This window comes from Frankia sp. Cppng1_Ct_nod, assembly GCF_920656135.1.
GTDB lineage: Bacteria > Actinomycetota > Actinomycetes > Frankiales > Frankiaceae > Protofrankia > Protofrankia meridionalis.
Genome location: NZ_CAKKTK010000091.1, coordinates 1 through 13,041, shown reverse-complemented (window position 1 = coordinate 13,041; position 13,041 = coordinate 1). Strand labels below are relative to the sequence as shown.

Here is a 13,041-nt window from a genome sequence, read left to right as displayed (position 1 = left end):
CGGGTACGGGCCGAACCTGCCGATCGGCAGGTAGGGCTCGATGAACTCCCACTCCTCGTCTGTCAGTTGCGTCCGCGTCATACACGACGGTCTACCCGATCAGACCTGCCACACGAACGAACCCCACAGATCGATCACAACCCGATACGCGCCCTAGCGGGCAGTGTAATACTCTTACTTTGAGAAGTAGGAGGCGTCGATGCGGATCACATCCAAGGGTCAGGTGACGATCCCGGTAGAGATCCGAGAGAAGGCCGGCCTCCTCCCGGGCAGTGAGATAAAGATCATTTTCGATGACGACGGCGTCCATATCGTGCGCGTGGAGCCAGGTCGGGGCGATGGGCGCGGCCAGCGCATTGTGCGCCGACTTCGCGGCACGGCTCCGCCGGGCATGTCCACCGATGAGATCATGGCGCTTACCCGCGGCGAATGACTTCCGTCCTGGTTGACAGCAACGTGCTGCTCGACCTGCTTGGTGACGATCCCCGGTGGGGCGATTGGTCCGCCGCAGCGGTCGCGGCGGCCGCGGATGAGGCGCAGCTCGTAATCAATCCGGTGATCTACGCGGAGGTCTCCGTCCGCTATCCGCGGATTGAGGATCTCGATGACACGCTCCGGCCAGAGCTGTTTCGACGAGACAGCCTTCCGTACCCGGCGGCCTTCCTTGCCGGCAAGACCTATACGCACTACCGCCGACGGGGTGGGACAAGGACGTCGCCCCTCCCCGACTTCTTGATCGGCGCACACGCCGCCGTCGCCGGCTATCGGCTGCTTACTCGCGACGCCGTCCGGTACCGGACGTACTTTCCGAAGGTCGAGCTGATCGCACCTTGATGTTCGGCGCTCCGGACGCGGCCGCTGCGAAGCCTGCTGGGAGTTCGGCGCGGCTACCTCCGTGGCCCTGATGGGTATGCGGGCGCAGCGGCGGTCCCGTTTCAGGTCATGCGGGAGCTTGGAGCCACCATGGCCGCTCCCTGATGACGTGGCGTTACCAGTTCACGCATCTACCTTGGCGCAACTTCTTCGACCAAAACCTCGGTGCGTTCGCCGGGAAACCGCTGAGCCGATGCGAGACCTACCGGGTGGCACCGTCAAGGATCTCGGCGAGCTCGGCGGGGCGGCTGAACATTGGCCAGTGCCAGGTAGGTAGCTCGGCGTACCGCCAGATGTCGCCGGCCATGTGCCGGAAGGCCGGCACGGTTGCCGCCATGGCGCGGACCTGTTCGGTCGTGAAGGTGCAGAGGATCGCCAGTCGGGGCAGCTTTTCCCACCTGCCGGTCAGCCGTGCTGGTGAGGTGGCGGTCGCCCAAGGCTGCGGGACCGAGTTGGTGGTGAGCGCTTCAATGGCCGCTTCGTCGACGTCGGGGACGGGGGCGGCGAGCGTCGCCCACGGGGGCGGCGGTAGCTGCCAGCCGTCCCCGTAGTTCGCGACGAGTTCCGCATTGGTCGTCTGCTGCTCGGGCGGTGCGAATTCGTTTTGCGACATGCCGTCGGGCAGAGGGCCGGTGTCGAGGTAGACGAGTTGCTCAATGCGCTCGGGGAGCCGGTCGGCGGCACCGGTGATCACCAGGCCGGCGTAGCTGTGTCCGACGAGGATCACGTCGTGAAGGTCCCGCGAGGCCAGCAGGTTCACCACGTCGTTGATGTGGGTTTCCAGGTCGGTATCGGGCCGCGCCTGACCGGCCCGCTCGGCCATGCCGGTCAGGGAGACCGGATGCACATTGTGCCCGCGCTCACGCAGTGGTTGGGCAACGGGGCGCCAGGCCCATGCGCCGAGCCAGAATCCGGGAACGAGTACGTAGGCCGCCATGTGGTCAACGTAGAGTTGATATCGGACAACATCCGACCGGATTGGCGGAGAATCTTGGCCCGGCCCACGGCGCGCGTGCTCGCTCTGCTCGGGTTGTTGCAGGCTGGCGGCCAGCACACGGTCGGTGAGCTCGCTGAGCGTCTCGGCGTCGATGAGCGGACCGTGCGCCGTTACGCCGAGCACCTTGCCGACCTCGGCATCCCGATTGAGGCCCGTCGCGGCCGCTACGGCGGCTACCGGCTGGCGCGTAGCTACAAGCTCCCGCCACTCATGCTGACCGACGACGAGGCGATCGCGGTCATGCTCGGCCTCACTGCCGGCCGTCGCTCCGGGCTGCTGACCACCGAGGTCGCCGCGGCCGATAGCGCGATGGCGAAGTTGCAACGCGTCCTGCCGGGCGCACTGGCGAACCGCTTGGGCTCGTTGCTGTCCACCACATGGTTCACCGCGCCCAGCCGAGTAGGTGTTCCGCCCGGGGCACCCGTCCTGCTTGAACTCGCCGAAGCCGCCCACCAGCGGCGCACCGTCACCATTGACTACACCGCATGGGATGGGCGCAGCGGTCAACGCTCGCTCGACGCGTATGGGCTCGTCTTCCATGCTGGCCGCTGGTACGTGACGGGGCGTGACCATCTCCGAGGTGAGGTCCGCACATTCCGACTCGACCGCATCGCCCAGGTCCGTCCTGCTGACGGCAGTTACGACGTACCGTCTGGCTTCGACCCCGCCGAACACGTGCTGGCGGGAATAGCGGCCGTGGACTGGAAGCATGAGGTCGCCGTGGTACTACACACCACGCCCGACGAGGCGAAACGACGGCTGCCACCAACCATCGGCATACTGACCGAACGGTCCGACGGGGTCTTGTTGAAAGCCCGAGTCGAAAGGCTCGACGGTATGGCCCAGATGCTCGCCGGACTCGGCTGGTCCTTTACCATCGACAAGCCCGACGCCCTACGTGCGGAAGTCGCCGCCCTCGCCGATCGACTCAAGGCCGCCGTGGCGTCCCGCCCCTTCGGAAGATGAATCTGGCCGGGTCCACGCGGGTCCACGCGGGTCCACGCGGGTCCACGCGGGTCCACGCGGGTCCAGGGCGGCGTGTTTTCTCCGTGTAGACCAGAGCGAACGTCTGTAACGGGAGTAGATCGGAGTCCCCATCGCGAGGCATAGGTCATTTCGGTGACATAAGCGAGATGATCGCCTGGAAACCGCGCGCTAGAATATCGGTTGTGCCCACGCTCCTAGTAGTCCACCACACACCGTCGCCCACGATGCAGGCGATACTAGAGTCCGTCTTATCCGGTGCCCGTGATGAGGCTATCGAGGGCGTGGCAGTGGAGGTGCGCCCGGCGCTGTCGGCTTCCGCCTCAGATGTGCTGGCGGCTGATGGTTATCTTTTGGGCACGACGGCGAACATCGGCTATATGAGCGGCGCCATGAAGCATTTCTTCGATCAAGCCTATTACCCCTGTTTGGAGGCGACGGTAGGTCGCCCCTACGCCCTGTATGTCCACGGTGGCTCCGATACCACGGGCGCGATCCGCAGCGTGGAGACCATCGCCACGGGCTTGAAGTGGAAGCGGTTGCGCGAGCCGGTGACGGTGCTCGGTACCCCGGACGCGAAAGATCGAGAGGCGTGCTGGGAGTTGGGGGCGACGGTCGCTGCGAGCTTGATGCCGTAGCCGACCGGCGTCCCGCCTCGTGGGCCGGGCATCCATTTCGGCCAGATGGGGTTACGGGGAGCATCGTTCCCGTGACCAGGGGTCGGTTCCTTTCTGACCGGATCTACTACTCCGGACTCGATGCCACCGCCGGTCGGCCATATGCCGTGTACGTGCACGGGAACTCTAGACACGACCGGAGAGGTCTGCGGAGTCGAGACCATCGCCACCGGGCTGAGGTGGAAGCGCTTGTGGGAGCCGCTGCGATCGTCGGCGAGGTGGAGGCCGCTGCACGCGAGGCCCGCTGGGAACTCGTCGCCACGTTCGCGGCGTATCAGGGGCAAGGCGGGAGATAGGACGTGTTGGGGACGGTGGTTGTCCACTCGTCGCGGGTGAGTCGATGGCCGGCAGCGCAGGCGTCTGCCGCCAGACGTGCCGCGTCGAGATTCCACAGCATCACCTTCTTGTCGTCGCTGCTGGTGGCAAGAAGCGTGCCCGCAGGGTTGATGGCGAGACTGGAAAGCCACGCCGAATGGCCGGCAAAGGTGGCGAGCGGCTGGAAGATCGTGCCGCGGACGCTGGTGTCCCAGAGCTTGGCGGTCTTGTCTCTGCTGCCGGTCGCGAGGAGCTTGCCGTTTGGGCTGCCCACGTGACCAAGAAAGGCGGCCACCGGTGCGGCCTGACCGCGAGCAGCGGCGTCCCACAGGCAGATGGCGCCGCTATCTTCTCCGGAAGCGAGCAGTTTTCCGTCCGGGCTGAAGATGACGTGCCTGACGGTGTCTCCGTGGCCCTCGAAGGTGGTCAGGGGACGGTCGGTGGAGGCGAACAACCGCAACACGCCGGCGCGGGCCTCGGTGGTGGGCGCGGTGCGATAGGCGGCGACGGCCAGCCGGCGGGCGAGTTCCGCATTGTTCTTCGCCGCGCCGGAGGCGGCGACCGCAAGTCGCCGTGAGAGTGCCGCCCGGTCGGTCGTCGCACCGTCGCCCGCGACTACTCGCCACAGGAGGAGCGACGCGACCAGCGCCGCGACCACGGCGCCCGCCGGGAGTTGGGGGCGACGGTCGCCGCGAGTTTCCCGACCTGGCGATCGTTCGCTGGTCTTCTTCAGGGCGGCGGCCGCGACCTCCAGGGGCAGGTCCTCGTGGAGGTTTCTCCGTGCCTGCGCGACGGCAGCGCGATCTCGACGTGCGGAGGCCGAGGCGAAGCGCAATTGCTCCTCAGTGATTACAGGTGATAGACGTCCCGCCGATGCCGGATGGAGTGGATCTCTACAAGATGCTTGGCCGCGTCGATCCGATAGATGATGCGGTAGGTTCCTCTGCGCGCCGAGTAGAAGCCATCGAAGGGCTCGTCCAACGGCTTTCCGACTCGGTGGGGATTTATGGCGATCGCTCGCTGGATCGTCTCCAGTGCGGCGGCCGCGACCTCCAGGGGCAGGTCCTCGTGGAGGTTTCTCCGTGCTCTGCGCGACAGCGCGACCTCGTAGGGCGCGTCGCTGGCGGCCGTCACTCGTCCCTGGCCCGCCGCTCGTTCAGTTCGGCCACGACCTCGTCCAGGGCGAAGGTGTCGCCCGTGGCGAAGTCGTCCCTCGACTGCCGCAGATCCGCGAGAGCCTCGCCGTCCGACAGAAGGTCGAGGGTCTCGCGCATCGACTCATACTCGGCAACGGAGATCAGCATGACGTCCGCCCGTCCGTTGCGGGTGATCGTGAAGTGATCATGCTCTCGTGCGACCCGCTCCGCCAGTTCGGCGATCCGGGCCTTCGCCTCCGTGATCGGTATGGTCTCCATGAAGGCCATTATATGGACCGGTCGCTATTCTGGTTGCGCTGGTGGCCGCCTGGGGCCGAGTTGATCACCCAGTGTGCGCCTTCGTTGACGGGGCAATGGCGACGGTCGGTCAGGAGCGGGACGAGGAGGCCAAGGGTGGCGTGCCGGGCATCGGTGGCCGCTGGTGCTGGTGTCGACACCGGGCGGTCGAGGCGCTTCCTGCTCATCACCCTCCGAGTGCCGGTCAGCCACTTAGAGTGCGTCTGAGAACTGTGCGGGCGATGGGTGTTTCTTGATCGAAAGTAGGCGGGCTCCCGGTAGGACTGGTGGTTCTCGACGCCAACCGGTCCGCCAGGAGCCCACGTGCCAGTGTCCCCGATCTGCCTGTGTCCGTCATGCCCGGCCCACCGCCGTGCGGCATCCACCACACCAACGCCGTGCCCGTTCTACCCGACGTCGTCGATGACCGACGCCCAGTGGGCCGTCCTGGAACCGCTGCCGCCGCCACCGGGCAACACCGCTGGTAAGGGCGGCCGGCCGGAGAAGCACCCGCGCCGGACCACCCTCGACGCGATCTTCTACGTCGTCCGCGGCGGGATCGCCTGGCGTCAGCTTCCCCGTGACTTACCGCCCGCCATGACCGTCTACGACATCTTCCGCCGCTGGACACAGGCAGACGTGTGGCCGCGGGTCCACGACGCCCTGCGCGACCTGGTCCGCGTCTACGCCGGACGCCAGCCGCTGCCGACCGCCGCGATCGTGGACTCCCAGACCGTGCGCGCCGCCGAAACCGTGCCCTCCTCGACCGCCGGCTACGACGCGGGCAAGAAGACCAAAGGCCGCAAACGGCACATCGCCACCGACACGCTCGGCCTGCTGCTCGCCGTCGTCGTGACGCCCGCGACCATCCAGGACCGCGACGGCGCGCACCGCGTGCTCGCGGCCCTACGCGCCGCCATTCGCGCTACTTTTGCGACCAGAAGTAGCGCGAACCCTGTGCCAGATATGACAGACGTGACTGATCTTGCGCAAGAGGTCGTTTTGGCTGGCCACTCGCCCAACAGCCTGTTGCGCGGCCGGCTGAGTATCGGTTCTGGTCGGTAGCGTGGTCACGACACCACTGTCCGCACGCTCCCAGCTCGGAGCCGTGCCTTGACCACGAAGAACCGAGACGCCCATGAAGTCCTTCGACGACGAGATCCTCATGGGGATCGCGGAGTTGATCTGTGGAGATGAGGGTCCGCTCTACCGCAAGGGCTACCAGATCCCCGATTTCTTCCGTCGGGCTGGGCTGCCCTGCGTGGCGTGGGACAAGGAGGCGACCCGCCGCTTCTGGGCGCAGGACCGCCTTCGGGAGTACCAGCGCACGCCCGGTGCCATGGAAAAGGTGTTCCTGTGGCCCGGCCCAACGGCTCCCCGCCCGCGTCCAGCTCGTCGACACCCACCGACACCGTGGCTTCCCGGACACCCGCAGCGGCGGCCACCGGCCGGATCCCGCCACGCCCGAACGCCCGCGCCTCCGCGGCCATCAGCAGCCGTCGCTGCCGCTCGTCGAGATGCGGAAAGATCGTCTCGAACTTCGCCGCGAGCAGCTCCCGAGTGACCGCAACCTCGCCCCTACCAGAGGATCATGCCCCATCATCGGAACCTACGGGTTATTTTCCGGCAGACTCGTAGCATAAGTTGATCATGATGTACGGGGGTTGAGTGTGTGGATGCGGAGTGTGGGCGGGTGAGCTTGGCCAGGGCGTGCTGCAAAGTTGTTGATGCTGGTCAGGCCGGGTCTTTGAGGCCGAGGACGGTCAGGAGTAGGGCGGTGTCGCGTCGGATCTTGCGGATGGTGGGACCGATTCTGGTGTAGCCCGCGAGACGGATCAGCCCGATTGCGAAGTTACGGAGCGTGGCCATGACGCGGGGCGGGGGGCCGGTCCGGACTTTGGAAGTGTCCTCACGGAACGTCATATCCCGGACCCAGTGAACCCTAGTCTCGAGCGCCAGGCTGGTGATCACATAGACGGTGACCACAGTTGGGATCTTCTTCGTGACCCGCCGCTTTCCCTGGCCCTTCGTGACGGTGCGCGTGACGTGGTGGCGGACCCTTGCGACGGTGCGGGCGTGCGGGTAGCGGGCGCGGACCGCCTCGCCGGCCCTGGCGAGCTGGATCGTGCGTTTCTCGTGCCGGCCGTGGGTGCGCTCCTCGGTTGGTGTGGCAGTCCCGCCCACCCGCCACTGCGATGTTCTACGCAACGTGACAGACGGCCGTGCTCTTCGGGCTCACCCCACCGCGCGCCCTGCGCCAGTGCCAGCCCCGGACACGTTGCGTCCGGATCCGCCCCACCGCCCGAACATGGTGCCTGACCTGCGGAAACGGGACTCTGCATTACGCCCTGCAGCCCTGGCCGCGACCGCGGAGGTACATTGCGAAAGAACGTCAGTTCCGCAGGAGCATGGAGACCGATACGTCTCGGGAGGCTGCCATGGCGACCAACCAATGCATGACATGTTCCGGCGTCGGAAAAGTTACCTGCTCCGCGTGTCAGGGTTACGGTTATCACAATCAAAACGGCACCCGCACCCGATGGGATGGGTCGGTGGAGTACTACTCCGAACAGATTCCGTGTAGCAGTTTCGGTTGCATTCAGGGAAAGTTTTCCTGCCTAGCATGTGGTGGGTCCGGGCAGGACCAGGCGCGCGTCATCGACGAAATACTGTCGACTGCCGCCGACGCTGACGGCACCATCGGCTCCTCCGCGTCGGCCGTCCCGCCGACCCAGCCGGTGGGGCAGGTGTTCCTCCTCGAGCCCTTCGCGTACGAATACCATCCACAGTTCCTCGACACCTTTCCAAGATCGTTTTACGTCCAACTCCTGTACACCGTTCTCTTCCTGACGTTGACGCCGCGCGGGACGAATACGTCGCTGGACACGGGCAGGCTGCCCAGAGGGCAGTGGTACACGCCCACGGAGCCCGACGGCACGCCGCTGCCCGTACAGCTGCACTCAGACGGCAGGCAGCTGTACGTATTGTGGCTCGACGCCGAAACATTACGGCGGCTCTAACCGCCGGGTAGCCTGCCGCGCCGCTGATCCGAGTCCAGCAACTGGGCAGCGCCGGTGCGGCGTTGTGAGGGCGGTGCGATGGGTGGTCGGGCCACTACCATGGCGTCGATGCCGAAGCTGTTGATCGTCCACCATACCCCGTCGCCGTCCATGCAGACGATGTTGGAGGCAGTGCTCGCCGGTGCCAGGGATGAGGCGATCGAGGGCGTGGAAGTCGTGATGCGCCCAGCCTTGGCGGCCACCGCGATTGATGTGCTTGCCGCCGACGGCTACCTGCTCGGGACGCCGGCCAACATCGGCTACATGTCAGGGCTTTGAAACACTTTTTCGACCAGATCTACTATCCGTGTCTCAAGGCGACCGTCGGCCGGCCGTACGCCCTGTACGTGCATGGCAACAGCGACACGACTGGCGACCTCCGCAGCGTCGAGACCATTGCGACGGGGCTGAAGCGCAAGCGCCTGCGCGAGCCGCTCGCGGTGATCGGCGAGGTTGACGCCGCCGCGCGGGAGGCCTGCTGGAACCTGGGGGCCACCGGCCGCCGTAGCCGCGTCGTTGATGGCGGGCTGAGGCGTCGAGTACTGGGTCCGATGACGGGCTGGCCTCGTCGCCGGCCGCGACGTGTGGTAACGGCGGCCCATCCGCGTGGCGGGTCGGCAGAGAACATGACCGCGGCTGTTGGCCTTCGGAGCCGGTGCGCGGGCGGCCGCTGACGGTGGTGGTCCGTAGAGTGGCGATGATCGGTCCGTGCTCCGTGCTCCGTGCTCCGTGCTCCGTGCTCCGTGCTCCGTGGCCGTGGAGGGCGGTGGCGTGGTGGCTCGCTGGTTCAACATCGCTGGGCCGTGCGTGCCCAGCAAGCACTACATGATCTCGTCCTCCGCGCGGCTGCCAGAGGTCTTCGGGCTGGTCGAGCAGGAGGGCTACTTCGTGGTCCATGCGCCGCGGCAGACGGGGAAGACGACCACGTTGCGGGCGCTTGCCCAGGAGTTGACGGCTGGCGGCCAGTTCGCGGCGCTGCTGACGTCGTGTGAGCCCGGGCGGCCGTGGCCCGATGACGTCGGTGAGGCGACCCGCGCGATCCTCAACCGGGTGCGCGCGGACGCGAGGGTCTTCCTGCCGTCAGAACTCTGCCCGCCTCTGTGGCCGGAGGCGCCGGACGGGGCACTGCTGGGCAGTGCTCTGCAAGCATGGTCGGAGGCCTGCCCGCGGCCGGTGGTGCTGTTCCTCGATGAGATCGACGCGTTGGAGGGCCGCAGCCTCGTCAGCTTCCTCAGCCAGCTTCGCGCCGGCGCGAACAACAGGCCCGCGCACTTTCCCACCTCAGTGGCGTTGTGCGGCCTGCGCGACCTCCGTGATTACAAGACCGCGGCCGGTGGCAACGCCACCAGGCTTGGGGGGCCGAGCCCTTTCAACATCATCGTGGAGTCGCTGCGCCTGGGAAACTTCACCCGTGACGAGGTCCGCGACCTCTACGGCCAGCACACCGCTGACACAGGGCAGAAGTTCGCTCCCGAGGCGGTTGAACTGGCCTTCGAGTTGACCGGTGGGCAGCCGTGGCTGGTCAACGCGCTGGCGAACGAAATCGTCCGCAAGATGGCGGTGCCCGCCTCCACACCGGTCACGACCGACCACATCGACGAGGCGAGGAAGCGACTTGTGCTCGCCTGGGCGATCCACTTCGACTCGCTGGTCGACAAGCTGAACGACCCGCGTGTGCGCGCGATTATCGAGCCCGTGATCACTGGTCTGCTGCCAACCACGAAGCCGAACCGTGATGACCTGCGGTACGTCCGCGACCTGGGCCTGCTTGCTCCCGACGCACCGGTGCGGGCCGCGAACCCGATCTACAACGAGATCATCGTCCGGGTCCTCACCGACGACGTGTTTGGCTTCATCACCGATGCCCCGCGCCCACGCGCCTATGTACGTCCGGATGGCCGGATGGACTTCACGCGTCTGCTGACGGAGTTCGCGGAGTTCTGGAAGCAGTACGGCGACAGGCTCGTGTCCCAACAGATCTACCACGAAGCGGCGCCACACCTGCTGGTCCATGCCTATCTGCAGCGCATCGTCAATGGTGGGGGCTCGGTGCAGCCGGAAGAGGCTGTTGGTCGAGGCAGGCTCGACATTCTTGTCCGCTGGCCCTACCCCGGCCCGGACGGCACCCGCGCCGAGCAGCGAGAGGCTTTCGAGATCAAGGTCCGCGGCGCCCACGACGCCGACCCGCTCGACGCCGGACTGGCCCAGCTCGACGGCTACCTCGACCGCCTCGGCCTCGACACCGGCACCCTCGCCCTCTTCGACCGCCGACCCGCCGCGCCCCCCATCCACGAACGCACCGGCATCACCACCGCCACCAGCCCCGCCGGCCGCGCCATTACCGTCTTCCGCGGATAGGAATCCACCGCCCGGCGGGGCCGTTGGCGGGAGCCGGGAGCCGTACGGCGGCCAGCCTCAAGACGGATCCAACACCCTTGTTGACCACACTTTTGCGATACTTTCTGCTATCCGTGTCTTGACGCTAAGGTGGGTCGTCCGTGCGCCCTGTACGTGCATGGAAACAACGACACGGCGGGAGCGGTCCGGGCGGTGGAGTCGATCGCGACCGGCTGCGCTGGAAGCGTCTGCGTGACCCTGTCACCGTCGTCGGTGACCTCGGCGCGACGACGGCCGCGAGCCTTGCGATGTAGGTCCGCGGCCACTCGGGGACGTCATACTGCGCTCGTGATGCGCCCTGGAACTCACGCTCAGGCGATCCATGCGGGGACCACCTCGTCGCCGTCGATCGGTCGGGCGCGCGCGCCGGCTGGCGCGGCCACCACGGCGGCGAACCCGAGGTTCGGGTCGGCGTGGATCTGACGCGGGACGCCGGCCGGGAGAATGACGGTGTCTCCGGTGGCCACGGAGTGGGAGTGGTCGGCGATGTCGATGGTGGCCGCGCCGTCGAGCACGGTCCAGATCTGCTCCACGTCGAAGCTGTGGACGGGTCCCTTCGCGCCAGTGGCCATGTCCACCCGCCACATCGCGCTTGCGGCGCCGCCCTGGGTCGGTGAGGCGAAGGTGGTCATCGTTGCGTTGGGGGTGGTGGTGCGGCGCGCGTCGGCGCTGCGGACGACGGTCATGGTCGATCCCTATAATAGACAATGTGGTTGTCGATATAGTCAACCGGGTTGTCGATGTCGTCAAGTGAACCCGCCGGCTACGAGCTCCCGGTCCGTCTGCTGGCCGCCTTCCGGACCGTCATCGACGACCTGCATGCTGGTCTCGCGACCGTCGGTCATCCCGACGCGCGGCCGGTCCACGCCTTCGCGCTGCAGGCGTTGGGGCCGGATGGCGCGTCCGCGTCCGAGCTGGCCAGAAGGCTGGGTGTCAGCAAGCAGGCGGCAGCCAAGCACGTCCAGGCCCTTGAGCGCCTGGGCTATGTCGAGCGCGTCGACGACCCTGCTGACGCCCGCAGCAGGATGGTCAGGCCGACGGCGCGTGGTGGCGACCTGATTACGGCGTCCGCCGACATCTTCCAGGCGCTGCGTGCCCGGTGGGTCGAGCAATTGGGAGAAACCAGCCTGGCGCGGCTGCTTGACTCGCTCGCCGCGCTGGCGTCGACCGACTCGCTGCGCACCGACGTCCTAGGCTGGCTGGGTACCTAGTGCAGCGCCGCAGAAGTTCCTGCCTGGCTGACGCATGCCTGTCTGTTACTCCAGGTAGTCGGTGAGGTGGGCGAGGGCGGCGGTGTCGTGGGCGTCGTTCGGGTGCCCGGTGCGCTGGCCGGTGGTGAGGACGGCGTCGGTGTAGGTTTCGCCGGCCGGGTCGTAGATCGCGAACGCCCAGTTGTCCTTGTCGCCGAGGTACTCGAGGCGGCACAGGGGGATCCGCTCGTCGTTGTCGTCGCCCTGTCCTGCCCAGGCGTCGAGGTGGCCGTACGAGCCGCGCCAGCGGATGGTGATCTTCTGCAGGGCCGGGTGGGTGATCGACGGGTGGTGGTCGACCGTGCCCTCGACGAGGTCCTTGAGGCGCTTGGGCGCTACCGGCATGTCCGTCAGTGTCGCCTGCCCGGGGCGGTTGCGGGGTGGCCGCGGCGCTTGGAGGTCCCCGTGGCACCTCGCCGGCCCGCGGCCCGGTGAGGACGGGGACCGCCGCGGTTCGGGGAGACGAGGATGGCGGGACGTGCCCGGCCGGTGGGGGTGCGGGTGACCCTCAAACGGCGCCGCAAGCTCAACTAGATCATTGCCGCGGGTAGCAGCGAGCAGCGTCTGGTGACGCGCGCGAGGATCGTGCTCGCGGCGGCGGAGGAGATCCCACTGGCGCGGATCGCCGCGCAGGTGGGCTGCTCGGTGACCACGGCCCGCACGTGGGGGGACCGGTTCGCGGTACGCGGCATCCCGGGGATCTTCGATCAGCCTCGGTCGGGGCGGCCGCCGGTGCACGGGCCGTCCGCACGCCTGGCGGTGCTGGCGACCGCGACCGGTGTCCCGCCGCAGGGGGAGTCGTGCTGGTCGCACGTCACGATCGCCCGCCACCGGCCGCCCGCGGCCTGCAGGTCTCGCCGGCCACGGTCGGCCGCGTGCTCACCGAGGCGGCCGTGCGACCGCACCGGGTGCGTGGCTGGCTCAACCGCGCCGACGACCAGGCGTTCTGGGCCCAGGCCGGCGCGGCCTGCCGCCTCTACCTGGACCCGCCGCCGGGAACCGTGCTGGTCAGCATCGACGAGAAGACCGGCTATCTAGGCCAAGGCGCGCCGCTAT

At 67.4% G+C, this 13,041-nt stretch carries 17 protein-coding genes and 4 pseudogenes; 12 read left to right on the top strand and 9 right to left on the bottom strand.

Annotated elements, in window-relative coordinates:
- Nucleotides 1–199 precede the first annotated feature (199 nt).
- Together NBW77_RS19410 and NBW77_RS19405 are read left to right on the top strand one after the other, a co-directional pair.
- Nucleotides 200–433, top strand: coding sequence for an AbrB/MazE/SpoVT family DNA-binding domain-containing protein (locus tag NBW77_RS19410; protein ID WP_131746642.1), 234 nt, complete (start codon nucleotides 200–202; stop codon nucleotides 431–433).
- Nucleotides 430–834 (top strand): type II toxin-antitoxin system VapC family toxin, encoded by a 405-nt coding sequence (locus NBW77_RS19405; protein WP_131746643.1) that lies wholly within the window; start codon nucleotides 430–432, stop codon nucleotides 832–834. Before NBW77_RS19410 ends, NBW77_RS19405 begins: the two co-directional genes overlap by 4 nt.
- 241 nt (nucleotides 835–1,075) lie before the next feature.
- Here the strand turns inward: NBW77_RS19405 and NBW77_RS19400 are convergent, their stop codons facing one another.
- Complete coding sequence (locus NBW77_RS19400) at nucleotides 1,076–1,810, bottom strand: alpha/beta fold hydrolase (protein WP_131746644.1); 735 nt, start codon at nucleotides 1,808–1,810, stop codon at nucleotides 1,076–1,078.
- Between the two features lie 54 nt (nucleotides 1,811–1,864).
- Here NBW77_RS19400 and NBW77_RS19395 point away from each other — a divergent pair, with 54 nt between their 5' ends.
- The 3 genes and pseudogenes from NBW77_RS19395 to NBW77_RS19385 all read left to right on the top strand — a co-directional run bounded on the left by NBW77_RS19395 (nucleotide 1,865) and on the right by NBW77_RS19385 (nucleotide 3,827).
- Nucleotides 1,865–2,836, top strand: coding sequence for a helix-turn-helix transcriptional regulator (locus NBW77_RS19395; protein ID WP_131746645.1), 972 nt, complete (start codon nucleotides 1,865–1,867; stop codon nucleotides 2,834–2,836).
- A gap of 194 nt (nucleotides 2,837–3,030) precedes the next feature.
- Nucleotides 3,031–3,492, top strand: coding sequence for a flavodoxin family protein (locus NBW77_RS19390; protein ID WP_131746684.1), 462 nt, complete (start codon nucleotides 3,031–3,033; stop codon nucleotides 3,490–3,492).
- Nucleotides 3,493–3,563: 71 nt separating this feature from the next.
- A pseudogene (locus tag NBW77_RS19385) lies at nucleotides 3,564–3,827 on the top strand (flavodoxin).
- On the opposite strand, the gene NBW77_RS19380 reads toward NBW77_RS19385, so the two are convergent.
- From NBW77_RS19380 to NBW77_RS19370, 3 genes are read right to left on the bottom strand one after another with little or no spacing between them, the layout of a single operon-like run.
- Nucleotides 3,806–4,681, bottom strand: a complete 876-nt coding sequence (locus NBW77_RS19380; RefSeq protein ID WP_131746646.1) for a WD40 repeat domain-containing protein — start codon at nucleotides 4,679–4,681, stop codon at nucleotides 3,806–3,808. The pseudogene NBW77_RS19385 and the gene NBW77_RS19380 overlap by 22 nt on opposite strands.
- A gap of 14 nt (nucleotides 4,682–4,695) precedes the next feature.
- Nucleotides 4,696–4,980, bottom strand: coding sequence for a type II toxin-antitoxin system RelE family toxin (locus tag NBW77_RS19375; protein ID WP_131746647.1), 285 nt, complete (start codon nucleotides 4,978–4,980; stop codon nucleotides 4,696–4,698).
- Nucleotides 4,977–5,261, bottom strand: a complete 285-nt coding sequence (locus tag NBW77_RS19370) for a type II toxin-antitoxin system Phd/YefM family antitoxin (RefSeq protein WP_131746685.1) — start codon at nucleotides 5,259–5,261, stop codon at nucleotides 4,977–4,979. The genes NBW77_RS19375 and NBW77_RS19370 overlap by 4 nt, the downstream gene beginning before the upstream one ends.
- 342 nt (nucleotides 5,262–5,603) lie before the next feature.
- Between NBW77_RS19370 and NBW77_RS19365 the strand changes: the two genes are divergently transcribed.
- Nucleotides 5,604–6,344 (top strand): IS5 family transposase, encoded by a 741-nt coding sequence (locus NBW77_RS19365; protein WP_207386986.1) that lies wholly within the window; start codon nucleotides 5,604–5,606, stop codon nucleotides 6,342–6,344.
- A 296-nt stretch (nucleotides 6,345–6,640) separates the two neighbouring features.
- Here NBW77_RS19365 and NBW77_RS19360 read toward each other — a convergent pair.
- A pseudogene (locus tag NBW77_RS19360) lies at nucleotides 6,641–6,832 on the bottom strand (ISAzo13 family transposase); the annotation flags it as partial.
- Between the two features lie 181 nt (nucleotides 6,833–7,013).
- Nucleotides 7,014–7,463 (bottom strand): hypothetical protein, encoded by a 450-nt coding sequence (locus NBW77_RS19355; RefSeq protein ID WP_175324694.1) that lies wholly within the window; start codon nucleotides 7,461–7,463, stop codon nucleotides 7,014–7,016.
- A gap of 368 nt (nucleotides 7,464–7,831) precedes the next feature.
- Here NBW77_RS19355 and NBW77_RS19350 point away from each other — a divergent pair, with 368 nt between their 5' ends.
- The 4 genes and pseudogenes from NBW77_RS19350 to NBW77_RS19335 form a co-directional block, all read left to right on the top strand.
- Nucleotides 7,832–8,299, top strand: a complete 468-nt coding sequence (locus tag NBW77_RS19350) for a hypothetical protein (protein ID WP_131746648.1) — start codon at nucleotides 7,832–7,834, stop codon at nucleotides 8,297–8,299.
- A 99-nt stretch (nucleotides 8,300–8,398) separates the two neighbouring features.
- A pseudogene (locus NBW77_RS19345) lies at nucleotides 8,399–8,835 on the top strand (flavodoxin family protein); the annotation flags it as partial.
- 274 nt (nucleotides 8,836–9,109) lie between these two features.
- Nucleotides 9,110–10,696 carry an ATP-binding protein gene (locus NBW77_RS19340; protein ID WP_250280114.1) on the top strand — a complete coding sequence of 529 codons (1,587 nt, stop codon included), beginning with the start codon at nucleotides 9,110–9,112 and terminating at the stop codon, nucleotides 10,694–10,696.
- An 87-nt stretch (nucleotides 10,697–10,783) separates the two neighbouring features.
- A pseudogene (locus NBW77_RS19335) lies at nucleotides 10,784–10,989 on the top strand (flavodoxin); the annotation flags it as partial.
- A 57-nt stretch (nucleotides 10,990–11,046) separates the two neighbouring features.
- Here NBW77_RS19335 and NBW77_RS19330 read toward each other — a convergent pair.
- Nucleotides 11,047–11,421, bottom strand: coding sequence for a cupin domain-containing protein (locus NBW77_RS19330; protein WP_250280113.1), 375 nt, complete (start codon nucleotides 11,419–11,421; stop codon nucleotides 11,047–11,049).
- Between the two features lie 54 nt (nucleotides 11,422–11,475).
- On the opposite strand from NBW77_RS19330, the gene NBW77_RS19325 reads away from it, so the two are divergent.
- Complete coding sequence (locus NBW77_RS19325; RefSeq protein ID WP_131746649.1) at nucleotides 11,476–11,946, top strand: MarR family winged helix-turn-helix transcriptional regulator; 471 nt, start codon at nucleotides 11,476–11,478, stop codon at nucleotides 11,944–11,946.
- Nucleotides 11,947–11,991: 45 nt separating this feature from the next.
- On the opposite strand, the gene NBW77_RS19320 is transcribed toward NBW77_RS19325, so the two are convergent.
- Entirely contained in the window at nucleotides 11,992–12,330 is a 339-nt protein-coding gene (locus tag NBW77_RS19320; RefSeq protein ID WP_131746650.1) for a hypothetical protein, read from the bottom strand.
- Between the two features lie 185 nt (nucleotides 12,331–12,515).
- Nucleotides 12,516–12,677 carry a hypothetical protein gene (locus NBW77_RS19315; protein ID WP_242605805.1) on the bottom strand — a complete coding sequence of 54 codons (162 nt, stop codon included), beginning with the start codon at nucleotides 12,675–12,677 and terminating at the stop codon, nucleotides 12,516–12,518.
- Between NBW77_RS19315 and NBW77_RS22595 the strand changes: the two genes are divergently transcribed.
- Complete coding sequence (locus NBW77_RS22595; protein ID WP_349817051.1) at nucleotides 12,607–13,023, top strand: hypothetical protein; 417 nt, start codon at nucleotides 12,607–12,609, stop codon at nucleotides 13,021–13,023. The genes NBW77_RS19315 and NBW77_RS22595 overlap by 71 nt on opposite strands.
- Nucleotides 13,024–13,041 lie beyond the last annotated feature (18 nt).